Below are 23,873 nucleotides of genomic sequence, written 5' to 3' on the forward strand. Positions count from 1 at the left end.
TCCACAGGTAGCGACGGGGGCGCGCTCACGAACTGGTCGAGTCGACCGGATCGGCCGTCTCCTCAGACTCCTCGGCGTCCGGGACTCCTGCGGCATGGTCGGTCTCCTCATCGACCGGATCGCCGTCGCCGTCTCCGGTGCTCTCGACCGGCTGGCCGTCACCGCGCGAGCGTGTCAGCCAGAAGACCACAGCAGCCACGACGAAGACCACGAGCGAGGTCCACACGTTGAGCCGCCACGGACCCAGATGGTTGACGTCGTCGATGCGCAGCTGCTCGATCCAGAACCGCCCGGCGGTGTAGAGCATCACGTACAGCGTGAAAGCGCGGCCGCTGGTGAACCGGAATCGCCGGTCGAGAGCGATGAGCACGGCTGCCGCAGCGAGGTTCCACAGCAGCTCGTACAGGAACGTCGGATGGAAGGTGGCGAACTGCAGGTAGTCCAGGGGGCGGTTCTCCCGGGCAATCTTCAAGGCCCACGGCAGGTCGGTGGGCTTGCCGAACAACTCCTGGTTGAAGTAGTTGCCGAGGCGGCCGACCGCCTGCGCGACGAGCAGGCCGGGAGCCAGCGCATCGGCAACCGCCCCCGGGGAGACCCCCGCCCGGCGCGCCGCGATGTAACCACCGACCGCGCCGCCGGCAATGGCACCCCAGATGCCCAGACCGCCATTCCAGATCTTCAGTGCATCAACCGCATGGCGGCCCTCGCCGAAGTACAACTCCGGATCGGTGAGCACGTGGTAGAGCCGCGCTCCGACGATGCCGAACGGGATGGCCCAGATCGCGACATCCGAGATGACGCCGGCCTCGCCGCCCCGACGCTGGAAGCGGCGCTCGCCGATCCAGATCGCCAGCAACGCGCCGATGATGATGCCCAGCGCGTAAGCGCGCAGCGGGAAGGGGCCGAAGTGCCAGACCCCGGTCTCCGGGCTGGGCAGGTAGGTCACCAGGGTGTTCACTTATCGCTCCATTCCGGTGCGCAGGTCACGAGTCAAAGTGGCGAGCGCGGCCAGTCCGGCCTGCTCGTCGGGGGCGTCCAGCAGGCAGCGCACGAGCGCCGAGCCGACGATCACCGCATCGGCGAACGCCGCGACCTCGGCCGCCTGCCGCCCGTTGCTCACGCCGAGGCCGACGCCGACCGGCTTGTCAGTGACCCGCCGCAGCCGGGCCACCAGCTCCGGTGCCAGGCTAGAGGTCTGCTCGCGCTGCCCCGTCACGCCCATAACCGCCGTGGCATAGATGAACCCGCTGGCGGCCTCGGCGGTCAGTTCGAGCCGTTCGTCGGTCGAGGACGGCGCCACGAGATAGATCCGGTCCAGGCCGTTCTCACGGGAGGCGCGGTCCCACTCGGCGGCCTCGTCGGGGATGAGATCGGGCGTGATGAGTCCGGCTCCGCCCACAGCGGCCAGATCACCGGCGAAGCGGTCGACGCCGCGACGTTCGACCGGATTCCAGTACGTCATCACGACCGTCGGCACGCCGAGCGCTGCGGTGGCACCGACGACCTCGAAAACGTCGTCGACGCGGGTCCCAGCCTGCAGAGCGGTCTCGGCGGCGGCCTGGATCGTCGGGCCGTCCATCACCGGATCGCTGTACGGCAGGCCGACCTCGACCAGATCGACACCGTTCTCGACCATCGTCGCGATGGCGCGGATCGAGGCGTCCACGCTCGGGAAGCCTGCGGGCAGGTAGCCGACGAGGGCCGCGCGGTTCTCGGACCGGGTACGGGCGAAGAGGTCGCCGACGGCGCTCATCGGGCCTCCCCCGCCTCGTCGAGCAGGCCGAAGTACTCCGCCGCAGTGTGTACGTCCTTGTCGCCGCGGCCGGACAGGTTGACGAGGATCGTCGCGTCCGGGCCGAGTTCGGCGGCCAGCTCGACGGCTCCGGCGAGGGCATGGGAGGACTCGATCGCCGGGATGATGCCCTCGGTCTTGCACAGCAGGTCGAAGGCGGCCATCGCCTGCGCATCGGTCGCCGGACGGTACTGCGCCCGGCCGGTGTCGGCGAGATAGGCGTGCTCGGGTCCGACGCCCGGATAGTCCAGGCCCGCACTGATCGAATGGGACTCGATGGTCTGGCCGTCGTCGTCTTGCAGGAGGAAGGAGCGCGCGCCGTGCAGGACGCCGACCTGTCCGGCCGTGATCGTGGCCGCATGCCGGCCGGTCTCCACACCGTCGCCGCCGGCCTCGAGGCCGAGGATGCGCACCTGCTCGTCGGGGACGAAGGCCGTGAACAGGCCGATGGCGTTCGATCCGCCGCCGACGCAGGCCACGACCGCATCGGGCAGCGCGCCGGTCAGTTCCAGGCACTGCGCGCGCGCCTCGTCGCCGATACCGCGCGTCAGCTCACGCACCATCGACGGAAACGGGTGCGGGCCGGCGGCGGTACCGAACAGGTAGTGCGTCGTGTCGACGGTGGTCACCCAGTCGCGCAGCGCTTCGTTGATGGCGTCCTTGAGGGTGCGGCTACCGGTGGTCACGGACACGACCTCGGCCCCCAGCATCTTCATGCGGGCGACGTTGAGCGCCTGGCGCTGCGTGTCGACCTCGCCCATGTAGACGGTGCATTCGAGATCGAGGTAGGCGCACGCGGTGGCCGACGCGACGCCGTGCTGGCCCGCCCCGGTCTCGGCGATGCAGCGAGGCTTGCCGATGCGCTTGGCCAGCAGCGCCTGACCGATGACATTGCGGATCTTGTGCGCGCCGGTGTGGTTGAGATCCTCGCGCTTGAGCAGGATGCGCGCGCCGACGGCCGCGCTGAACCGCCGGGCCTCGTACAGCGGGCTGGGCACATTGGCGTACTCGCGCAGCATGCGGGCCAGCTCGGCGGTGAACTCCGGATCGACCTGCGCGGCCTCCCACTCGCGGGTGATCTCGTCGAGTGGGGCGATAAGAGCCTCGGGCATGAAGCGGCCACCGAAACGGCCGAAGTGTCCAGGGCCGTCGGGAAGGGGAAGAACCACGGAATCAGCCTCGATGCTGCAGGGCGGGATGGGCACCGGCCGCCACGAGGTCGGCCACAGTGGCGCGCGGGTCGTCGTCGCGCACGAGCGTCTCGCCGACCAGGACCACGTTCGCACCGTGCCGGCCGTATTCGATGACATCGTGCGGGCCGCGCACGCCGGACTCGGCGACTGCGACCACGTGGGGGGGGAACAGGGGGGCCAGCCGGGCGAAGGTGTCCCGGTCGACCTCGAGGGTCTTGAGGTTACGGGCGTTGACACCGATCAACTCGGCACCGGCGTCGACGGCCCGCAACATCTCGGTCTCGTCGTGAACCTCGACCAGCGGAGTCAGGCCGATGGACCCGGCACGCTCGATGAGGCTCACCAGCGCGTTCTGCTCCAAAGCGGCCACGATGAGCAGCGCAAGGTCGGCACCGGCAGCGCGCGCCTCCCACAACTGGTAGGAGGTGGTGATGAAGTCCTTACGCAGCACCGGCACGTCGACGCGGGAACGCACTGCACGCAGGTCATCGAGGGTGCCGCCGAAGCGCCGCTGCTCGGTGAGCACGCTGATCGCCGCCGCACCGCCGGCGGCATAGTCGGCCGCCAGGGCTGCCGGGTCCTTGATACTCGCCAGCGGACCCTTGCTCGGACTGGATCGTTTGACCTCGGCGATCACCGACACGCCCTCAGCACGGAAGGCCGGCATCGGGTCGAGCGCTTCGGGCTGGCGGGCGGCGCGCTCCTTGACCTCGTCCAGACTCGTCGCGGCCATTCTCTGATCGAGGTCCGCCGCCACTCCGGAGAGAATCTCCTCAAGAACCGACATGGCACCTCCTCTGGGCCTCTGCGCGACCCCAGCCAGGCCGACCTCCCAAGGGTAGCCCCGCGAGCACGGCAAAAAGCCTCCGGGGGCCGGGCGTGGACCTTCACCCACGGGCGCTCGGCCCACAGCCGTCACCGAGTCCACTAGTATCGGCATATGTCGCATCAGGATCCGAACATCGCCTCCGGCCTGCCGAGCTACGGCTCGACCACACCTCCGCCCGGCACCTACCCGTCGGCCGCCCCCGGCGGGTATGGCATGCCGCCGCGCAATAACCCCAAGGCCATCTGGGCACTCGTCTTGGGCCTCGTCGCCTTCTTCTGCTGCGGGTTCATCACGGGCATCCCGGCGATCATTCTCGGTCTGCTGGCGAAGAAGGACATCGAAGCCTCCCAGGGCACGCAAACCGGAAAGGGCATGGCGATCGCAGGCCTGGTCCTGGGCATCCTCGCGGTGCTGTTCAACATCCTTATGGGGATCCTCTACGCCACGGGTGCGCTGACACTCGAATTCTCGACGTACTGATCGGTTCGTACGCCAGTGGGTCGGCGTACGCCCTAGGCTCTGCCTATGTCGAGCGATGGACCGCAGAACCCGTACACCGGCGATCAGCCGTCGTGGAGCAATCCTGAGCAACAACCCACGCCGCCGCCTGGCCAGCCCTACGGCTATCCGGGGCCACCGATGGTGCCCATGTACGGCTACGGCTACCCGATGCCGCAGGCGAATCAGAAGGCGCTGTGGTCGATGGTCCTCGGCATTATCGCGCTGGTCTGCTCGGTGTTCCTGTACTGCCTGTTCATCGCCGGTCTCGCCTGCGGCATCCCCGCGATCATCCTCGGGGTGCTGGCCAAGAAGGAGATCGACGCCGCGCGCGGGGCGCAGAGCGGCAGCGGCCAGGCCACGGCGGGAATCGTGTGCGGCATCGTGGCCATCGTCATCAACCTGCTGCTCAGCGGCCTGCTCATCGCCGTGTTCGCCACGGACGGCTTCGGCGATCCCACCTGGGACTACTGACCGGCAGCGACGCGGTTCAGGGGCGCAGGGCCGCGCCCCACGGCGTCCACCGGAAGACCGCGAAAACGATGACCGCAGCCCCGATGACGATCAGCCATGCCTTCGGCAGCCGGACCCAGGGGACGTTCTCGCCGCGCCAGCGGCGCGCGATCCAGACGACCCAGGCCACGCCCATGAACACCACGAAGGCGACGGCCATCGCATTGCTGCCGAGCGCGCCGGAGATGTCGCCGTGGGTAAGGTCGTTCATCGCGCGCAGGCCGCCGCAGCCGGGACATGGCTGGCCGGTGAGCAGCAGGAACGGGCAGACACCCCAGGAACCGCTGGTGTGCGGGTCGCGCAGGTGCAGTGCCAGCATCGCCGAGGCACCGGCGGCACCGATCAGTAGCGGCCCGCGTACGAGGTGCGCACGCGAGGGCGGTGCCGCGCCCGCCTGACTCGGCGGGGGCGGCGTCACCTCGCCGACGGGCAGGATCAGTGGTCCTTCACGCCCAGGCCCGCGACGGCCATGATCTTGCCGACCGGTGCGGCCAGCACGGCCAGCACGCAGCCCACGGTGAACACGATCCAGTTCGGCTCGGGGATCAGGCCGATGCCGCCGATGGCGATGCCCACGAGGGCGAGGAGAACGGCGGTCCAGGCAGCGGGCGAGGATCCATGCGACATGGGGAGGACTCCTGGGCGGTAGCAGGCGTACGTACGGACGGGGCCAGCCTACCGCTCGCTGCCCGGCTCGCCGGGATCGGTGGTCGGGTCCAGGCCGGCGTCGAGGGCCTTCCACAGGTCCGTCTCGGTGACCGCCGCAGCCGAGGGTGCCGCGTACCGGCTGCTCATCGCCGGCCACATTGCGGCGCAGCGTACGACCACCGCACCCAGCACCGCAGCGACCACGAACAGCGCCAGTGCGAGCAGGGAGCCGTGGTGGGTCACCGAGGTCACCTGGACGTCACGGGTGAACGCGACGCTCTCGGAGACGGCCGCGTCGACCACCCCCGCCGGATCGGTACGGCTAGCCGCAGCCCCGCCGAGCGCCGCCAGCGTGACGATCCCCCCGATGATCCGTCGCAGCCAGCCCGACGAGGCGACCACGGCCAGGCCCCCGGCCAGCACCACGACAGCCAGGCCGGGCACGAGCGCCGAGATCTCGGCACCCGTCGTCTCGATGGTCGCGCCCGCGCCCTGACCGTCACCGAGACGGGTCGTGACCCAGGTGCGGCGCGCCAGGATGAACGCCGCTCCCCCGGTGACGATCAGCGCGAGGACGACCGGGCCGTACCAGCGGCGCAGCCGTTCGGCGGACTCGGGCATCAGAGCAGCCGGTCCGCGTCGAAGCAGGTGGTCGCGCCGGTGTGGCAGGTCGGCCCGGCCGGTGTTGCGGTCACCAGCAGCGTGTCGCCGTCGCAGTCGAGGCGCACTTCGCGCACCACGAGCATGTGGCCCGAGGTCTGGCCCTTGACCCAGTACTCCGCGCGACTGCGACTCCAGAAGGTCGCGGCGCGCGTCGTCAGCGTGCGGTGCAGGGCCTCGTCGTCCATCCATCCCACCATGAGGACGGCCCGCGTATCGGCGTCCTGCACCACTGCGGCGACCAGGCCGTTGGCGTCGCGTTTGAGTCGGCCGGCGATGTCCGGATCGAGGGAGGAGGTCACGCCGCCATTGTGTCAGTGCCGCCCGGCGGTACCGTCGAGCACCGATCAGCGCAGGCCCAGGGAGGCCTGCGCGACCCAGCTCGCGTGCAGCCGTTCGTAGACGCCGCCGGCACCGACAAGGCTCGCGTGGTCGCCGTCCTCCACGAGTCGGCCGCAGTCGAAGACAAGGATCCGGTCGGCGTTCTCAGCCGTCGACAGCCGGTGGGCGATGGTGACGCTCGTCCGGCCGTCGAGAAGCCGGTCCAGCGCGCGGGTGGCACGCAACTCGGTCTGCGGATCCACGGCGCTGGTGGCCTCGTCAAGCACCAGCAGGTCGGGGTCGGCCAGCGCCGCACGGATGAGCGAGACCAGTTGCCGCTCCCCCGCCGACAGCGACTCCCCGCGCTGGCCGGCCGCAGTGTCGAGGCCGCGCGGCAGCGTCTCGAACCAGTCGAGCAGCTCGAGGTTCCCGGCGGCGGCCAGTAGTTCGTCGTCGGTCGCGCCGGGGTGCCCATACCGCAGGTTCTCGCGCAGGCTCGCATCGAACAAGAACCCCTCCTGGGGCACCATCACGACCCGCCGGCGCAGGTCCTCGAAGGGCACCCGGTCCAGGCTGACCCACTGCTCTGCGCCGCCGAGCGCCACGACGCCGCTACGGGGATCCATCAGCCGGGTCAGCAGCTTGGCGAAGGTGGACTTGCCCGATCCGGTCTCTCCGACGACGGCGACCCGCTGCCGGGGGACGATCTCCAGGTCGAGGTCGTGCAGCACCAGCGGCCCGTCGCCGTAAGCGAACTCCACCCGAGAGAAGCGGGCACCGAGGTCACCTGTGGGCAACGGCTGGCCCGACGGGCCGGGGTCGTCCACGTCGGCGGGTGTCTCCAGTAACTCGATGACGCGCCGCCAGGAGGCCACCGCATTCTGGGCGACGGTGATGACCTGGGTGGCCATCTGGGCCGGCCCCACGAACAGCGTCACGAGGAAAATGAAGGCGATCACCGTGCCGAGCGACAGGTGCCCGGCCAGGCCGAGACCGACGCCGAGGAGCAGCACTGCGGCATTGGCGATGCCGCCGACGAAGATCGCCGACGCGAAGGTCAGCGCGACGATGGTCTGCGCGCGCACATTGGAGGCGTAGGCGGCCTCGATGGCGTGGTCGATGCGCTCGGTGGTGCGCCGCTCGCTGGCGTAACTGCGCACCACCGACGCACCGACGACCGGCTCGGCAATGGCCGAGAGCAGGTCGCCGACCGCCGCGCGCACCCGGTCGTAGGCGCGCGACATGCGTTCGGCGAAGCCCCGCAGCGCGAGCACCAGCGGTACGAACGTCCCGAGGACCACGAGCGTCAACTGCCACGACAGGAACGCCATGACGACCGTGGCCACGATCATCTGTCCGACGCTCAGCACCAGGATCATGCCGGTGAACTGCAGGAACTGGGAGATCTGGTCGATGTCGGAGGTCACACGGGAGACGAGCGAGCCGCGCCGCTGAGTGTTCTGCATCAGCATCGACAGGTCGTGTACGTGCCGGAAGGCCCGCACGCGCAGCTGCGCCAGGCCCGTCTCGCTGGTGCGGAACAGCCGGTATTTGGCGTGGTAGGAGGCGATTCCGCTGAGCGCCAGGAGGGCGGCGGCCACCGCCACGGCACCGACGATGGCCCCGGCGTCCACGCCGGTTTCGCCGCCGAGGCCGGAGTCCACGGCCCGCTGCACCACGAGAGGCACGAGCGAGGAGCCGGCCGTGCCGAGAAGGATCAGGACCACCGTCAGAGGCCAGCCCTCGGTGATCGCCGGACTCAGCGACAGCCCCCGGACGATGACCCGCATACTGCCCTCGCGCCGTTCACTCATGGTCGACCTCCCGGATTCGCTCCCTGAGGTGCGAGGAGGAACGACGAGCCTCGCAGGGAGGGGTACGCGACCATGCGCCTGGTCCCTTCGAGGCTCCGGGCGCGAGGCGCCCTCCGCACCTCAGGGACCGGACACCGTTCACTCATGGTCGACCTCGGTCCGGGCCTCGTCATAGGCATCTACCAGGGCGCGGTAATCGGCCGAGCGCTCGCGCAACTCGGCGTGGCTGCCACTGTCGGCCACGCGACCGGCCGACAGGTGGACCACCCGGTCGGCCAGGGCGATGGTCGCCTTGCGGTAGGCGATCACCAGCACGGTCAGCCCGCCGTCGGCGCGCGACCAGCGTCCCAGCGCGGTGAGGATGCGCCGCTCGACATCGGGGTCGAGAGCGCTGGTGGCGTCATCGAGCACCAGGAGGCGAGGCCTGCGGATCACGGCGCGCGCGAGTGCGATCCGCTGCCGCTGGCCGCCGGACAGGGACGTCCCGCGCTCACCGAGCCGGGTGTCGAGGCCGTCCGGCAGCGCCGCCACGAAGCCGTCGGCCTGCACGATGCGCAGCACGTCCCACACGGCCTCGTCGTCGTAGGACTCGTCCCCGAGGGTGATGTTGTGCCGCACCGTGTCGTCGAACAGGAAGGTCGACTGCGGGGCCACCGTCACCGCAGCCGCCAGGGCCTCGTGCGTCAGCGTGCCGACCTCGCGGCCGTCGAGCAGCACCCGTCCGGCATCGGGATCGAGCAACCGGGTGACCAGCGCGACGAGGGTGCTCTTGCCGCTGCCGGTCGCACCGACCACGGCGGTCACCTCGCCCGGTGCCGCAACCAGGTCGACGCCGCGTAGCACCGGCTCGCCGGGCGCATAGGAGAACTCGACCCCGGTCATCTCCAGCCGCAGGGGTCCGCAGCCGTCCACGGAGTTCTCGCCATAGGCCATGCGCGCCTGCTCGTCGAGTACCGCGCGCACCCGCTCCCAGCCGACCACGGCACGCGGCAGTTCGGCCAAGACCCAGCCGAAAGCCCGCACCGGCATGGCGACCACGGTGAACAGGTAGGCCACCTGCACGAGATCCCCCGGAGCGATGGCACCGGACTCGACCCTGCCGATGCCGACAAGCAGCACCACCAGCACCCCGATGCTCGGCAGCGCCTCCAGCAGCGGATCGAAGACGGCGCTGATGCGGCCAGCGCGAATGCCCGCGTCCCGCAACTCCTCGGCGGCCGCGGCGAAACGGCGGGTCTCGTCGGCCTCCCGCCCGAGCGACTTGACCACGAGTGCACCGTCGAAGGACTCGTGGGCCACGGCCGACACGTCACCCCGCAGGCTTTGGACCCGCGCCATCACCGGACCCTCCCAGCGCTGGTAGACGACGTTGACGGCGAACAGCGCCGGGAAAACCACCAGGCCCACCACCGTCAGCACCGGGTCGGCGAGCAGCATCGAGACCACCGCGACCACGAGCATCGCCACGACGCCGATGGCCATCGGTAACGGCTGGAACACGCCCCAAGTCGCCTCCACATCGGAGTTGGCGTTCGACAGCAGCTGCCCGGTCGGATGGGATTGGTGCCAGCTCATCGGCAGATCCAGGTAGCGGCGGGTCACGGCGCGCCGGTCGCCGCGCACCAGCCGGTAGAAGACGATGCCGCCGACGAGACGCCGCCCGACCACGCCGAGGGTGCGCAGCAGCGCCGCCGACACGAACAGCAGCGCTCCGGCCGCCGACGCCCCGACCAGGAACTCCCCTTCGGCGAAGGAGGGCGTGATGACATGATCGGTCGCCCAGCCGAGCACCCAGGCGTCAGCGACCGTCGTCGCACCGAAGAGCACCGAGAAGACGACGGCCAGCGTGAACATGCCGCGCTCGCGGGCGATACCCCGGCGCATGACGCCGACCCCGCGCCGGGTCAGGCGCGAGGTGTCGTTCTGAGCGAGGGAGTCCAGGCCCGTCAACGGACGGTGTGGCCGGCAGCGCGCAAGGTGTCTTTCACCGCTCCGATGGTCAGGCTGCCGAAGTGGAACACACTCGCGGCGAGCACGGCGTCGGCACCGGCCTCCACCGCAGGGGGGAAGTGTTCGAGCTTGCCGGCACCGCCACTGGCGATCAGTGGCACCTGAGTAACGCCGCGGACCGCCCGAATCATTTCCAGGTCGAATCCGGCCTGCGTGCCGTCGGCGTCCATCGAGTTCAGCAGGATCTCCCCGGCACCCAGTTCGCTGGCCTGACGAACCCAGTCGACGGCGTCGATCCCGGCGCTACGCCGGCCGCCGTGCGTGGTGACCTCGAAGCCGCTGGGCTGGTCCGGCGCGCGCCGCGCGTCGACGCTCAACACCAGCACCTGATTGCCGAAACGCTGCGCGATCTCGGTGATCACCTCGGGGCGGGCGATGGCGGCGGTGTTGATGCCCACCTTATCGGCCCCGGCCCGCAGAAGCCGGTCGACATCCTCGACCGTCCGCACGCCTCCCCCGACGGTCAGCGGGATGAAGACCTGCTCGGCGGTGCGCCCGACCATGTCGTAGGTGGTGGCCCGGTCGCCGCTGGAGGCGGTGATGTCGAGGAAGGTCAGCTCGTCGGCCCCCTCGGCGTCGTACACACGGGCCATCTCCACCGGGTCGCCGGCATCAACGAGATCGACGAAGTTGACGCCCTTGACGACTCGCCCGCCGTCGACGTCCAGACACGGGATGACACGCACGGCCAGACTCACGCCGTTGAGCCTAATCGTCGCCCAGATGTTGCCAGGAGGCAGCCGCACAGGATCAACCCGAACGCCGCAGCCATCGAGACGGTCAATGTCTCGCCGAGCAGCACGATGCCCGCGACCACGGCAACGGCGGGGTTGACGTAGGTGAAGACCACCGCTCGGGAGGTGCCGACCTCGCGGATCAGCGCGAAAAAAAGCAGGAAGGCGAGCGCGGTGCAGAGCAAACCGAGGCCCACCAGCGAGGCGGTGACCTCCGCACTGGGACTCTCCGTCGGCCAGGTGAGCGCCGCCGGAATCGCGTAGACGGCTGCCGCGAGACCGAGGCAGACGGCCGTCATGGGCAGTGCCGGGATGTCGTTCAACTGGCGGACCATGATGAGCGGGGCGACGGCGTAGCAGACAGCCACCACCAGCACCTCGATGATCGCCTGCGGTGAATCGCCGCCGAGGCCAGGGAGCGCGAGCACAGTGACGCCGAGAAGCCCCACGCCGAGGCCCAGCCAACGGACCGCGCCGAGCCGCTCGTTGTCGCCGAGCAGGCGGGAGACGATCACGCCGATGATCGGTACCGCCGCGATCAACAAGCCGGTCATCGAACTGGACAACTCCTGCTCGGCGTGCGCGAGCAGCGCCCACGGCCCCAGGATCTCTAAGACGGCGAAGGCTGCCAGGGGCTTCCAGTGGTCGCGCAGCCAGGTCGGCCGACCGTGCCGCAACGCCAGCGGCAGCAGCATCAGAGCGCCGAGGGCGGTTCGCGCGAAGACCACCATCGGCACCGAGATGCCACCCTCGACGGCGACCTTGATCATCAGGTACGGGATGCCCCAGATCACGCTCATGGCCGCGAACAGCAGCCAACCGCGGCGTGTCATGCCGAGGTCGTCTGGCCTTGGGTCAGTGCCAGAGCCTCCTCCAACGTGAACTGGCCGGTGTACAGGGCGGTACCGGCGATGGCCCCTTCGACCCCGATCTCGACCAGACCCATGAGCGCACGGATGTCGTCCAGCGTCGTGACACCGCCGGAGGCGACGACCGGGCGGTCGGTGCGCGAGCAGACATCGCGCAGCAGGTCGAGATTCGGCCCCTGGAGCATGCCGTCCTTATTGACGTCGGTGACGACGTAGCGGGCACAGCCCTCGGCGTCGAGGCGGGCGAGGGTTTCGTAGAGGTCGCCGCCTTCGCGGGTCCAGCCCCGGGCCGCGAGCGTCGTGCCGCGCACGTCCAGGCCAATGGCCACCCGGTCGCCCCAGGTGGCGATCGCCTGGGCGCACCATTCGGGCTTTTCCAGGGCTGCTGTTCCGATGTTGACCCGGCGACAGCCGGTGGACATGGCCGCCTCCAGCGACTCGTCGTCGCGGATGCCGCCGGACATCTCGACGTCGATGTCGAGGCGGCCGACGATCTCGGCCTGGAGTTCGCGGTTCCGGCCGTGCCCGAAGGCGGCGTCGAGATCGACCAGGTGCAGCCACTCGGCACCGGCTTCCTGCCAGCGCAGCGCCGCCTCCACCGGGTCGCCGAAGCGCTTCTCGGAGCCGTCGACCCCCTGGACCAGCTGGACGGCCTGGCCGCCCTTGATATCGACGGCGGGCAGCAGTTCGAGGTAGGCACTCACGGCGCGATGCTATCGGTGGGCGGGTGCCGAACTCGGGGAGGTCTGGGGCACCGGGTCCCTGAGGTGCGAGCGAGGAACGAGCGGGCCTCGAAGGGACTCCGCCGAGGAAGCACCCGGTCATTTCGAGGCTCGACCGCTTGCGGCCTCGCACCTCAATGGCCGTCCTACCGGTCAGAAAGTGGCGAGCCAGTTCTCGAGGAGGCGGCGGCCTGCGTCGGCCGACTTCTCGGGGTGGAACTGGGTGGCCCACAGCGGGCCGTGCTCGACTGCCGAGACGAAGCGGTCCTGCGCGTAGCCGGTCCAGGTGACCTGCGGCTTCTTCAGCGGGGTGTCGCCGTCGAGTTCCCAGCGCCGCACGCCGTAGGAGTGGACGAAGTAGAACCGCTCGCTCTCGAGGCCGGCGAACATGAGCGATCCGACAGGCGGTTCAACGGTGTTCCAGCCCATGTGCGGGACGACGGGCGCCTGCAGCCGCTCGACCGTGCCCGGCCACTCAGCACAGCCTTCGGTCCGTACCCCGTGTTCGATGCCCTCCGCGAAGAGGATCTGCATCCCGACGCAGATGCCGAGCACCGGGCGGCCCGCGATGAGCCTCCGCTCGATCAGCCGCTGCCCGCCGGCCGCCGTCAGGCCGCTCATACAGGCCTCGAACGCGCCGACGCCTGGCACCAGCAGCCCGTCGGCCTCGTACGCAGCGACCGGATCGCCGGTCAGGACGGCCTCGGCACCGGCCCGCTGCACCGCGCGGACCGCCGAACGCACGTTGCCCGAGCCGTAGTCGAGCACCGCCACCGTCGTCTGAGCCACTACAAGGCTCCCTTGGTCGACGGGATGCCCGTCTCACGCGGGTCGATCTCGACGGCCTCGCGCAGCGCCCGCGCCAGCGCCTTGAACTGGCACTCGGCGATGTGGTGCGGGTCGCGGCCCGCAGTCAGGGTCATGTGCATCGTCAGTCCTGCATGGTGGGCGATCGACTCGAACACGTGCGAGGTGAGCGAGCCGGAGTACTGCCCGCCGATGACGACCGTAATCTGCCGCTCCGGCTCTCCGGTGTGCACGAAGTAGGGGCGTCCGGAGACGTCGACGGTGCAGGTGGCGATGGCCTCGTCCAGCGGCACGGTGGCGGTGCCGTAGCGGCGGATGCCGGCCTTGGTGCCGAGGGCCTCGCGCAGTGCTTCGCCGATGCAGATCGCGGTGTCCTCGACGCTGTGGTGGGCGTCGATGTGCAGGTCGCCCTCGGTCTTGACCGTGAGGTCGATCAGCGAGTGCCGCGCCAGCGCGGTGAGCATGTGGTCGTAGAAGCCGACGCCGGTGGAGATGTCGTGCTCTCCGGTGCCGTCGAGGTCCACCTCGACCACGACGTGCGACTCGGAGGTCTTCCGCTCAATGCGGGCCGTGCGGGTCATCACATGACCTCCTGGAGTGCGGCGAAGAACGTGTCCATCTCCTCGGGCGTGCCGATGGAGACCCGCAGCCATCCTAGGGGTCCGGTCTCGCGGATCAGGACGCCGCGGTCCACGAGCGCCTGCCAGAGGCCGTGGCGGTCCTCGAAGGTGCCGAAGAGGATGAAGTTGGCGTCGGAGTCGGCCACGTCGAGGCCCAGGGATCGCAGGCGCTCAGCGGTCCGGTCGCGCTCGGCGCGCAGCGCGTCGACCTGCGCCAGCAGCTCGCCGGTGTGCCGCAGCGCGGCCTCGGCGGTGGCCTGCGTGACCGAGGAGAGGTGGTACGGCAGGCGGACGATGCGCAGCGCGTCGACCACCGCCGGGGCGGCGGCCAGGTAGCCGAGGCGGGCACCGGCCAGGGCAAAGGCCTTGCTCATCGTGCGCGTGACGATGAGGCGGGGGAACTCCGCCAGCAGCTCCAGCGCGCTCGGGGTGCCGCTGCGGCGGAACTCCGCGTAGGCCTCGTCCACGACGACGATCCCAGGCGCGGCCTCCAGCACGGCGCGCGCGTGCGCCGGGTCGAGGGCCGTGCCGGTGGGATTGTTCGGCGAGGTGAGGAAGACGACGTCGGGCCGTTCGGCCTCGATCAGCGCGACGGCGGTGGCCGTGTCGAGGCCGAAGTCCTCGCGCCGCTGCCCGGCGACCCACCGGGTGTGCGTGTTGCGGGCGTACTCGGGGTACATCGAATATGTCGGGGCGAACGACAGCGCCGTCCGTCCGGGACCGCCGAAGGCCTGCAAGATCTGCTGCATGACTTCGTTGGAGCCGTTCGCGGCCCACACCCGCGAGGCGTCGATTCCGGCTGCCTCACGCGACAGGTAGCCCGCGAGCACCTCGCGCAGTGCCAGCGCCTCGCGGTCGGGGTAGCGGTTCAGGTCCAGGGCTGCGGCGCGGACGGAGGCGGCGATGTCGTCGGCGACCGCCGCGCTCGGCCCGTACGGGTTCTCGTTGGTGTTGAGCCGTACCGGCACGTCGATCTGCGGGGCACCGTACGGCTCCTCGTCGCGCAGTTCCTCGCGCAGGGGAAGCCAGCCGGGCACGCTCACCGGCGGGCCAGCCTGATCGACACCGCAGCGCCGTGTGAGGGCAGGTCCTCGGCCTCGGCGAGGGTCACCACCTGCGGGCCGATCTCGCGCAGGGCTTGTTCGGAGTAGGTAATGACCTGCATGTTCTTGCAGAACGCCCGCACCGACAGTCCCGAGGAGTGGCAGGCGCAGCCCGCAGTGGGCAGGACGTGGTTCGACCCGGCGGCGTAGTCGCCGAGGGACACCGGGCTGAAGGAGCCGACGAAAACCGCTCCCGCGTTGACGATGCGCGCGGCAACGGCCGGGGCGTCGGCGGTTTGGATCTCCAGGTGCTCGGCGGCGTACACATTGGCGACATCGACGGCCTGGTCGATGTCGCGGACGAGCACCGTGCCGGACTGCGATCCGGCCAAGGCAGTGCGGATGCGCTCGGCGTGGCGGGCGGCGTCCACCTGCGGGCCGAGGGCGGCGTCCACCCGGTCGGCGAGCGCCTCGCTGTCGGTGATGAGCACCGAAGCGGCCATCGGATCGTGTTCGGCCTGGCTGATGAGGTCGGCGGCCACCAGTTCGGCATCGGCACTCTCGTCGGCGATGATCGCGATCTCGGTCGGCCCGGCCTCGGCGTCGATGGCAACGGCGCCTTGGAGGTATCGCTTGGCCGCGGCCACGTAGATGTTGCCGGGGCCGGTGATGAGGTTGACCGGGGCACACTCGCCTGCTCCGTAGGCGAGCATCGCCAGGGCCTGTGCGCCGCCGGCGGCGTACACCTCGTCGACGCCGAGCATCGCGCAGGCGGCGAGGATCGTCGGGTGCGGCCAGCCGGCGTTGTCGGCCTGCGGCGGACTGGCCAGCGCGATGCCCGGCACCCCGGCGACCTGTGCGGGCACGGTGTTCATCACCACGGTGCTCACCAGCGGCGCGAGACCGCCGGGCACGTACAGCCCGACCCGCTCCATCGGCACGATGCGCCGCTCGACGGTGGCGCCGTCGGCCAGGGTTGTGGCGACGCTCTGCTCCAACTCGGCCTCGCAGGTGCGGCGCAGGCGCGCGATGGCGACCTCCAAGGCGTCGGCGATGGCCGGGGCCAGGCCGGCGCGGGCGGCGGCGATGACCTCGGCGGGTACGCGCAGGCTCGACGGACGGACCCCGTCGAAGCGCTCGCCTACCTCCAGCACGGCGTCAGCACCCCGCAGGCGGACGTCCTCGCAGATCGGCTGCACGGCCTCGAGCGCCCGTGCGACATCGACCTCGGCGCGCGGCACCGCGTCGCGGTACGGCGACTGCCATGCGAGGGCGTCCGGACTCGGGGTTACCTGGCGAAGATCGGTTCGACGGAGGAGCACCCCGCGATTCTAGTGAGCCGCCGCCTTCAGGAGCCGAGCGCGTCGATCAGGCCGGCGATACGCCAGCGCGGCGCACCGGGCGTGGTCCGGCGGACCACGCGCAGGTCGGCCTCGTCGCACCGGTCGTCGGCGGGATTCCACTGCACGTGGTGCCGGTACGGACGGACGACCTCCCGCCCGCCGAGCACGCCCCAGCCCGGACGGGCCAGTTCGGCCGCGATCTGTCCGGGCCGGACCCCGAGCCGCAGTGCCAGCCGCTCGGCGACCGCAGGGGTGTCTTCGCCCGTGTGAACGCTGAAGGCGCTGAGCACCCCGTCGAGCAGCGGTTTCATCACCGTCGACAGGGCAGTCGCGGGCTGCGCGCTGCGGTCGGTGAGCGTCAACGCCAGGCGGAAGCGTCCCTCGATCCGCGTGTCCGGCGGCACCGGGGTCGCCTGCCGCACCGCCCGCCAGACGGCAGCGAGGTCGCGGACATCGGCGACCTCCGCAGCGAACCGCACCGCGCTCGGCCCGCCCGCCCGAAGAGCCGTCGCCGGAACCATCTCATACCGAAGCCCATGACGATGGTCGGCCGACCGCGTGCGCCGCAGCGTAATGCCGTCGCCGGTCACGTGGCGGAAGCATCCGGTGCCGACGTTATAAACGAGGACGTTCTCCACGTCCACGAAGGCGTCGTCCGGGGCCGCATACGTGGCCTGCAGCACTGAACCCGGAGTCGCCTGCAAACCGGCGAGCGCCTCACGCAAACGGTGGCGGAACCGGATCTGCCAGTCCTTCGGCTCGAAGGCGAGCCGCCGTACCGACCACGCAGACACGACACCATCGTTGCGATCTACGTCGCCGAGGTCGCTCATGCGGGAGGGGTCTCCCCCTGCCGGTCACCGAGTTCACGGATCCGCCACGAGAATCGTCGCCGAACAGCAAGTCCGATCAACGCCAGACCCGCCAGGAGAGCCAGCAGCACGAGGAGGGAGGGCAGGAATCCGACCGGTGCCGCGACCTGTACCGGCATCGTCAGACGCTCGGCGGCACCGTCCGCGCTGACCCCGACCAGCGACAACTCGGCCTCCCCGACCGCAGTGCCGGCGGGCACCGGAGTTCGCGCCTCCAGGACACCGTCGGCACCGACACGGAATCGGCCCAGCAGCGTCGTGTCCTCCTGATACAGCGTCAGCGTGACCCACGTGTTCGGCTCGTATCCGGCCCCCGAGACATGCAGGTCCTGGCCGATCTTGACGACCGCCGCCCGGTCCTTCGTCGAACCCACGTCGAACTCGGCATAACTGGCGACGGGCCGCGCGTCGAAGACGAGATCGACGTCACCGGGGAACATCCACGACAACAGGTGCCGTCCCGAGGTGGTGTCGAGCGGTGCGGGAGACGTCGCACTCGTCGAGCGCTCGCGCCCCTGACTCCACTGCGCCAGTGACCCGCCCATGGCGGCGGTGCCGATGTCGTTGAGTTCCACGTGCTTGTCGATCGTGAGACCGGGTTCGTCAGAGCAGAGTGTGGCGTCCGCCTGACGCAGGGCCTGGGCCGCCGAGCTCGCGAAGTACACCTCATACCCGTCAGCTGCGGCAGCCTCGGCTCCGGCCGACATCTGCGCGTTCAACGTCCCGATCAGAGAGTTCATCATGCGCACCTCCCCGCCGTCGAACTCGTCGGAACAATCGCGCCCGTTCCACTCGTCGAAAACGTACGGGTAGGCGCTGACGACAACCGGAGCACCCCGCCCCAACCGGTCGGCCGACTCCTGGGCCACCAGTGCATAGAACCGGGCGAAGTCGATCTCCTGCGCGGCGCGAACGGCCGTGACGAACTGCGAGTCGGCCGGATCACAGTCGGCCTCGGCGCAATGCGCGATCAACTCGCTCAGCCCCACATCCTCGGCACCCGCGCTCACATGCACGACCGTCTCCTGGTCGCTGGAAGACACCTGGCCGACCTGCGTATCTGCGAGGGCGGTATCGACAATGTCACGTGTCGTCGCGCCCGGACATGCCAACGACTCTCCCTCGATCTTCGGTGTCGCTGCGGCAGCGTTCGTCGTCGCCAGGTCGTCTGGACACTCCGCACCCGTCGAGCCGGAGAACCCGTCGCCCAGGACGACAGCTCGTTCGCCGCCGTCCAGGATCTTTCCGGGGGTCAGGTCGAGGTCGTCGCGCTCGACCACCTCGAAGCCGTCCTCGACCTCGACGCTCTCCACGTTGTCGGCCCACCCGGTGACCCGCAAGTCGACCGGTCCGGTGGCCCCGGCACCCAGGGTGACCGATACCGTCCGGGTCACCGAGGCTCCCGGAGGCAGATTACCCAGAACGATCTGCGCCGACGGCGAAACCGACGGCGCTCCCACCGAAGAGTCGGCCAGTACCGAGAGGCGCGCCGCTTCGACGTCACGCGCAGACGGATTGGTGACCTTCACCGTCACCTCGGCGCGAGAGCCGGTGGCGACGGTTTTCGGCACCGCGACATCCACCTCAAGGGTGGCCAGTGACAAATCCTCGACCAGGTTCCAGAGTTCGTCCTCATCGGCGGATTCCAACTCGTAGAGGGTTCCCCCGGTCGCGCCCGAGACGCAGGCCAACTCGTCGCGTCCTGCCTCGGAACTGTTGAAGGCGATGGCCTGAACCGCGATCTCGAAGCCCTTGGCCACCGCTTGCTGGGCCGCCTCGCAGGGAGGTACCTGACAGTTCGATTCGCCGTCGGAGACCAACAGAATCGTCGCTCCGGTCCGTCCTTGCGCCTCCAGCGTGTCGACGACCTCCTGCAAGGCCTCACCGGTGGGTGTGCCTCCCGATGTCGTGATCTGGTCCACGGCGTCGAGCAGATGGCTGAATCCGGTGACCGGCTCGACGTTGACCACGAAGTTTCCGGCATCGCACGACGACGCGGGACCGGGGTAGGTGAACAGCCCGATCTCCGAACCGATGCTTTGGGCATCGAGGAGCTGATGCATCGCCGACTTGGCCTCCTCGATGCGCCCGCCGGCCATAGAACCGGAAGCGTCCATGATGATGACCAGCGGGCGGTCGCCCTGGCTGACGGCGCTGGTATCCGGAGGAGCACCGGTATCGGTAGGCCCTGCGGTGTCGGTTTCGGTGTCCGGGCACGAATCCGCGACGCAGCCGTCGCTGTGCCATTCCCAGATCCGGTGCCGGAACAACTCGGCCTCATCGGACTTCCAGTTCTCATCCAGCCCGAGGAAGTCGATGGCGACGCCGACAGACCCGAATCCGTAGAGGTCGAGGGCGGCCTCGGCCTGGTAACTGGCACCCGCATCGGTCTGCGGATTGGTTGCCGTCTCGGCGTTGTTGTGGGCCTCGCCCTCAGCGCTGGCGGTCAACTCCACCATCAGGCCGAGGTCGGCCGTCGGGCCGCTGACGTCGTAGATCATGGCCCGGAAGTTGTCGAACAGCACCGCCGAAGCGACCGCGTCCACCCGGAAGGACGCCTCCTGCGACTCCTTGGTGATACGGAAATCGTCGATCTCCCGGAACGCGCCGGTCTCGTAGGCAAAGCCGGTCTCGTGGGTGAAACCGAACAACTGCGTGACGGAGGCCTCGCCGGAGATGTGGGCACCGAAGCCGGCGTTGACGGTCGCGTAGAAGTTGATGAACACCGGCACGACGTGGATCGAGAAGCGAGCCGTCCCCAGTTTGACGGTGCGGTCGTCCTTGCTCGCCTGGGCGGCCTCGTCGGCCTGTTCTTTGAGTGATTTCGCGCGAGCCGCGGGTTCAGCGGCGGCCAGGTCCTCGTCGATACCGTGGTCGAAGTTGCCGGTGGTGTTGAAGGTGAAACTCTCGTCGAAGGTCTGTGTCTGGGTGATCTCCAGATGGTTGATCGTGACCTTCGGAGCCTCGAACCACGCCAGGTGTACCGAGGTGCGCATGGTGACGTTGACCGTCACGACGAAGGTCGCCTCCAATGCTGCGGTGAGGTTGGCGGCGGCCTCGGAGCGCTCGGGGCCGGAGACGTCCTTGTGCCACTGGCTTTCCCACTGCCCGTCGAAGACCGACTCGTCGTTGACGAAGAACGACAACTCGGAGGTGGTCTTGGCGTCGACCTTCTTCTTCGCGTAGGCGGCCGTCCCGGTGAATTTGCCGTCGAAGCGCAACCGTGCGATCTCGAAACTGTCGTCGAAGTCCAGTCCACGGGGCACATCGACTGCGGCGGAGGCTCCCCCGCCGGGCGGCGGCGGCACGACGGGCGACTGATCGCCGTCGACGCGGTAGGACGTCGACGTGCCGCTGGTCTGTTCGGTCAGCGGAATGGCCAGCTGTTGGTAGTCGACCTGGAGGAATATCTCGTCCAAGGTCGCCGGACGGGTCGTGATCTCCATGGCTCGTCCGTCTACCTGCCGCAGGGCTGTGACGTGGGCCATGCGGCCGTCCGGCAATTGGTCGCTGGGTTCGATGACGACGATATCGCCGACCACGAGATCGGCCTGCCCGGTCAAGGTGATGGTGTTGTCGGTGGCGGCGGCGACCTGGGCGGAGAAGTCCTGCCCGCCGACGACCGTGTTGTCGGCGATCACCGTGGTCGCCTCGCTCTGCGGGGCGGCGAGGTCGATGGCGACCGCATCGGCATCGTCATGGCCGGCATAGTCGACGACGCGCGCGGTGACGGTGTGCGCCCCCGGCGTCGCGCTGGTCCGCAGCGACCACGACCATCCGTTTGCGGTCGGCACCACGGCCGCCGAGCCGATGTAACGGTTCCCGAGGGTCAAGACGACCGAGCGCAGACTCGTCGTGCCGGTGACTCGCCCGCTGAAGGTCACGACACCCCCGGCCTCGGCCAGGTCGATGTCGGCGTCCTGCTCCGGCGAGTCGATGGTGATCTCGACCGTGCCGTCATCGTCCTGCGGGGCCGCGAACTGTCCAAGCCACACCGCAGGCGCGGAGACGGCGGCATCCGACAGCGGCTCGTCGGAGGCGATCACCGTGTGGCCGGTACCGGCCACCGGCACCGGGGTGATGTCTCTACCGTCGAGGGATCCGGTGCCGGTGAGCCGGGTCTCGGCCGAACTACTCACGACGTACAGGTCGACCACATCGGCCGGCGTGGGATCGTCGGTGGTCACCGCCGACGGCACGCCCAGGGCGAGTCCTCCCTCGACCACCGTGGCATCGGCCGCGCGATCCGCTCCGGCCGTCCAGCCGACAATCTCGACACTCAAGCCTTCGACCTGACCGTCTGCGGCCACCCAGATGCGGCCGTCGGCGTCGGTCGGTGCGGGTACGAGAACCGAGGCGAAACCCTGGTCGAGCGAGGCCACCGGGACGAGTCCGTCGGACGGACCCACCATGACCGAACCCGCAGCGCCGTTGGCGCGGATGTGCAGCCAGGCCCCGGCGACACCGCCAACGGACGGCACCTCGCCCAGCCCGGCCGGACTGATCCACGCCGGTTCAGCGGTCGACGGCACGGCCTGCCCGGCTGACGTCGACGCACTGAAGGCTGCCACGGGCGATACCGCCCGCGTTCCGCCGGGACCGGGCATCTCGTCACCGGTGCCGGTGAAAGCGGCGACGACGGTCAGGGTAACCAACACGCCGGCGTCGGCCAGCACCGTCACCTCGCCGTCGTCGCCCACATCGACCAATGAGGAGACCGAGCCGGTCCCTCCGGGCAGCGTCAGCGTCGGCATGGCCTCCGCCGAGGCCGTGTCGCCGGCGAGCCACACATTCGCCGGACCGGAACTCGTGGCGGTGACCTGCACCAGCCACGAGCGCGTCCCGGCGGCGATCCGGTCAACCTCGTCGAAGCCGCCCACCACCACGGTCTCGCCCGCAGCCACGGCACGCCCGGCGAGGAGCGGATCGGCCTGCACCGGAGTCCAACGGCCGACGGTGGAGGCTTTCTCCAACTTGCCGACAGTGCCCTCCTGCGCGGCGGCCTGTGTCCACAGGACCCAGACCACGCACGAGGCGATCATCACGACCAACGCCGTCACGGCCGCCGTCAGGACGACGATGCGGCGCTCAGCGCTCATGGAAGCCTCTGCAGTTGGTCATAACTGCCCAGCAGCTTGGCATCGAGCAGGACGACCTCGACCGAGGACCATGAACTGTCGTCGGTCCCGATTCGCTGGACCTCGATCGTCAGCGTCCCGACCCCCGACAGCGGTACGTCCAATGACACCGGCGTCGCCGAGCCGACCGTGACCGACCCCAAGGGAACACCGTCGCCGAAGACGCGCACGACCGCCTGGTCGCCCGGCTCGGGATCCTCCAAGGCGACCTGCGTCGTCAGGCGCGCAGCACCGGTGTTGAGCGCCCACGCTGCCGACTCGGCGCTCGAACTCGCCGACATCGACATGATCGAGGCATACTGCTTGCCGCCGAAGACACCGTCGCTCTCGTGGGAGACGTAGCCGTCGATCGCCGAGCGCTCCCCCAGCAGGCGCTCACCAGCCTTGTCTGCCACCGACAGCGTGATCGTCTCCGGCAGTGGCGATCCGGCAGCGGGTGACGACGCAACGACATTTCCGACCGTCGCGGCCGGGTCGTAGACCTTCTCCTGCAGAACGCGCGCGCCCATGCCGTTCAACGCATCGATGGCCTCGCGCAGTGTCAGTCCGGTCAGATCCGGGACAACCGCCGGGATCGAGACGATCAGGAGTACCGAGGTCGGGTTCGCGTGACCGAAGACCGGGGACTGCTGGACGACGATCCCGCTCGGCCCGGCTGCCGGGCGCTCCTCGGTGGAGATCACCGAGGCCGGGATGCCCGCGTCGACCAACGCCTGCGTAGCCTCTTCCCTGCCCAGGCCTCTCACGTCGGGCATGAGGCCCGCAGAGGCACCCCCGAAGTCCGGCACCGCAATGAGGACCGAGTCGGCGACCTGATGCTGCTGGGTGGCGTTGCCCGCGCGATTCGCGATCGCCCAGCCCGCGACGAAGGCGCTACACACGACGAGGGTCGAGCACAGGAGGACGGCTACGAGCCGCGCCCGGCGCGACGGGCGAAGGACGCTGCGACGCCAGCGCGTGAGCCGTGCCAGGAGCGAACTCCGTTGCTTGCGCGGCTCGGAATCAGCAGCGGGAGGGGCAGGAAGTTCGCGCTTCTCGGGTGCAGCGGGCCGCGGTACGGGAGGCGGGGGAAGACTCACAGGATGCTCCCGAAAAGTCCGGGAAGTATCCACAGAGCAAGGACCAACGAACCCGCAGCACCGGCCACCAGACCGAGCAGGACGCCGAGCAGCAGCGGCTTGAGCCTGCGCACGCCCGAGGCTTGCCCGGCGGGAGCCGGGAGGACCGGCACCGGCGCGGGCACCTCCGGGGCGGGTGCGGGCGGGATCGAGACGGCGTGGGGATCGGGGGTCACAGGCGATTTGTACCATCACTGAGCGGTGGCTGTGAAGACGTTCCTGATCGACCCGGCGGCTTGCCTCGAAGGACGGAAGCCTGCGGTGGCGGGTCATTTCGCCCTTCGAGGCTGCCCCTTCGTCGCAGCACCTCAGGACCCGGTGTGCTGCGC

General features: G+C 69.7%; 23 protein-coding genes. 2 read left to right on the forward strand and 21 right to left on the reverse strand.

The window, feature by feature from the left end; all coding sequences use genetic code 11:
* Positions 1-25 precede the first annotated feature (25 nt).
* From lgt to trpC, 4 genes are read right to left on the reverse strand one after another with little or no spacing between them, the layout of a single operon-like run.
* The gene (lgt, locus tag QM597_RS09470; RefSeq protein WP_415004636.1) at positions 26-958 is read right to left on the reverse strand and encodes a prolipoprotein diacylglyceryl transferase; all 933 of its coding nucleotides are present in this window, start codon (positions 956-958) and stop codon (positions 26-28) included.
* On the reverse strand, positions 959-1,753 hold the full coding sequence (trpA, locus tag QM597_RS09475) for a tryptophan synthase subunit alpha (protein ID WP_415004637.1): 795 nt from the start codon (positions 1,751-1,753) through the stop codon (positions 959-961). It abuts the gene before it with no gap.
* The gene (gene trpB / locus QM597_RS09480) at positions 1,750-2,961 is read right to left on the reverse strand and encodes a tryptophan synthase subunit beta (protein WP_415004638.1); all 1,212 of its coding nucleotides are present in this window, start codon (positions 2,959-2,961) and stop codon (positions 1,750-1,752) included. Before trpB ends, trpA begins: the two co-directional genes overlap by 4 nt.
* A gap of 4 nt (positions 2,962-2,965) precedes the next feature.
* Positions 2,966-3,772 (reverse strand): indole-3-glycerol phosphate synthase TrpC, encoded by an 807-nt coding sequence (gene trpC, locus QM597_RS09485; protein ID WP_415004639.1) that lies wholly within the window; start codon positions 3,770-3,772, stop codon positions 2,966-2,968.
* 153 nt (positions 3,773-3,925) lie between these two features.
* On the opposite strand from trpC, the gene QM597_RS09490 reads away from it, so the two are divergent.
* Together QM597_RS09490 and QM597_RS09495 are read left to right on the forward strand one after the other, a co-directional pair.
* Complete coding sequence (locus QM597_RS09490; RefSeq protein WP_415004640.1) at positions 3,926-4,294, forward strand: DUF4190 domain-containing protein; 369 nt, start codon at positions 3,926-3,928, stop codon at positions 4,292-4,294.
* A 45-nt stretch (positions 4,295-4,339) separates the two neighbouring features.
* Complete coding sequence (locus tag QM597_RS09495; RefSeq protein WP_415004641.1) at positions 4,340-4,786, forward strand: DUF4190 domain-containing protein; 447 nt, start codon at positions 4,340-4,342, stop codon at positions 4,784-4,786.
* 16 nt (positions 4,787-4,802) lie between these two features.
* On the opposite strand, the gene QM597_RS09500 is transcribed toward QM597_RS09495, so the two are convergent.
* The 17 genes from QM597_RS09500 to QM597_RS09580 all read right to left on the reverse strand — a co-directional run bounded on the left by QM597_RS09500 (position 4,803) and on the right by QM597_RS09580 (position 23,720).
* Entirely contained in the window at positions 4,803-5,243 is a 441-nt protein-coding gene (locus tag QM597_RS09500) for a DUF2752 domain-containing protein (RefSeq protein ID WP_415004642.1), read from the reverse strand.
* A 17-nt stretch (positions 5,244-5,260) separates the two neighbouring features.
* Entirely contained in the window at positions 5,261-5,452 is a 192-nt protein-coding gene (locus tag QM597_RS09505; protein ID WP_415004643.1) for an HGxxPAAW family protein, read from the reverse strand.
* A gap of 48 nt (positions 5,453-5,500) precedes the next feature.
* Entirely contained in the window at positions 5,501-6,094 is a 594-nt protein-coding gene (locus QM597_RS09510) for a Trp biosynthesis-associated membrane protein (RefSeq protein ID WP_415004644.1), read from the reverse strand.
* Positions 6,094-6,435 (reverse strand): phosphoribosyl-AMP cyclohydrolase, encoded by a 342-nt coding sequence (hisI, locus tag QM597_RS09515; protein WP_415004645.1) that lies wholly within the window; start codon positions 6,433-6,435, stop codon positions 6,094-6,096. The genes QM597_RS09510 and hisI overlap by 1 nt, the downstream gene beginning before the upstream one ends.
* Positions 6,436-6,480: 45 nt before the next feature.
* Positions 6,481-8,268, reverse strand: a complete 1,788-nt coding sequence (locus QM597_RS09520) for an ABC transporter ATP-binding protein (protein WP_415004646.1) — start codon at positions 8,266-8,268, stop codon at positions 6,481-6,483.
* 138 nt (positions 8,269-8,406) lie between these two features.
* Positions 8,407-10,218 carry an ABC transporter ATP-binding protein gene (locus tag QM597_RS09525; protein WP_415004647.1) on the reverse strand — a complete coding sequence of 604 codons (1,812 nt, stop codon included), beginning with the start codon at positions 10,216-10,218 and terminating at the stop codon, positions 8,407-8,409.
* Positions 10,215-10,976 (reverse strand): imidazole glycerol phosphate synthase subunit HisF, encoded by a 762-nt coding sequence (gene hisF / locus QM597_RS09530; RefSeq protein ID WP_415004648.1) that lies wholly within the window; start codon positions 10,974-10,976, stop codon positions 10,215-10,217. The genes QM597_RS09525 and hisF overlap by 4 nt, the downstream gene beginning before the upstream one ends.
* Complete coding sequence (locus QM597_RS09535) at positions 10,973-11,845, reverse strand: DMT family transporter (RefSeq protein ID WP_415004649.1); 873 nt, start codon at positions 11,843-11,845, stop codon at positions 10,973-10,975. Before QM597_RS09535 ends, hisF begins: the two co-directional genes overlap by 4 nt.
* Positions 11,842-12,585 carry a bifunctional 1-(5-phosphoribosyl)-5-((5-phosphoribosylamino)methylideneamino)imidazole-4-carboxamide isomerase/phosphoribosylanthranilate isomerase PriA gene (gene priA, locus QM597_RS09540; protein ID WP_415004650.1) on the reverse strand — a complete coding sequence of 248 codons (744 nt, stop codon included), beginning with the start codon at positions 12,583-12,585 and terminating at the stop codon, positions 11,842-11,844. The genes QM597_RS09535 and priA overlap by 4 nt, the downstream gene beginning before the upstream one ends.
* Before the next feature lie 171 nt (positions 12,586-12,756).
* Complete coding sequence (gene hisH / locus QM597_RS09545) at positions 12,757-13,392, reverse strand: imidazole glycerol phosphate synthase subunit HisH (RefSeq protein WP_415004651.1); 636 nt, start codon at positions 13,390-13,392, stop codon at positions 12,757-12,759.
* Positions 13,392-13,991 carry an imidazoleglycerol-phosphate dehydratase HisB gene (gene hisB, locus QM597_RS09550; protein WP_415004652.1) on the reverse strand — a complete coding sequence of 200 codons (600 nt, stop codon included), beginning with the start codon at positions 13,989-13,991 and terminating at the stop codon, positions 13,392-13,394. Before hisB ends, hisH begins: the two co-directional genes overlap by 1 nt.
* Complete coding sequence (locus tag QM597_RS09555) at positions 13,991-15,073, reverse strand: histidinol-phosphate transaminase (RefSeq protein ID WP_415004653.1); 1,083 nt, start codon at positions 15,071-15,073, stop codon at positions 13,991-13,993. Before QM597_RS09555 ends, hisB begins: the two co-directional genes overlap by 1 nt.
* Entirely contained in the window at positions 15,070-16,395 is a 1,326-nt protein-coding gene (hisD, locus tag QM597_RS09560) for a histidinol dehydrogenase (protein WP_415004654.1), read from the reverse strand. The genes QM597_RS09555 and hisD overlap by 4 nt, the downstream gene beginning before the upstream one ends.
* A 26-nt stretch (positions 16,396-16,421) precedes the next feature.
* Positions 16,422-17,210 carry a hypothetical protein gene (locus QM597_RS09565; protein WP_415004655.1) on the reverse strand — a complete coding sequence of 263 codons (789 nt, stop codon included), beginning with the start codon at positions 17,208-17,210 and terminating at the stop codon, positions 16,422-16,424.
* Positions 17,211-17,245: 35 nt separating this feature from the next.
* On the reverse strand, positions 17,246-22,387 hold the full coding sequence (locus QM597_RS09570) for a VWA domain-containing protein (RefSeq protein WP_415004656.1): 5,142 nt from the start codon (positions 22,385-22,387) through the stop codon (positions 17,246-17,248).
* The gene (locus tag QM597_RS09575; RefSeq protein WP_415004657.1) at positions 22,384-23,307 is read right to left on the reverse strand and encodes a PASTA domain-containing protein; all 924 of its coding nucleotides are present in this window, start codon (positions 23,305-23,307) and stop codon (positions 22,384-22,386) included. The genes QM597_RS09570 and QM597_RS09575 overlap by 4 nt, the downstream gene beginning before the upstream one ends.
* A 194-nt stretch (positions 23,308-23,501) precedes the next feature.
* Positions 23,502-23,720, reverse strand: coding sequence for a hypothetical protein (locus QM597_RS09580; RefSeq protein WP_415004658.1), 219 nt, complete (start codon positions 23,718-23,720; stop codon positions 23,502-23,504).
* Positions 23,721-23,873: the final 153 nt, after the last annotated feature.

It is taken from the genome of Aeromicrobium sp. (assembly GCF_047607065.1).
Classification (GTDB): domain Bacteria; phylum Actinomycetota; class Actinomycetes; order Propionibacteriales; family Nocardioidaceae; genus Aeromicrobium.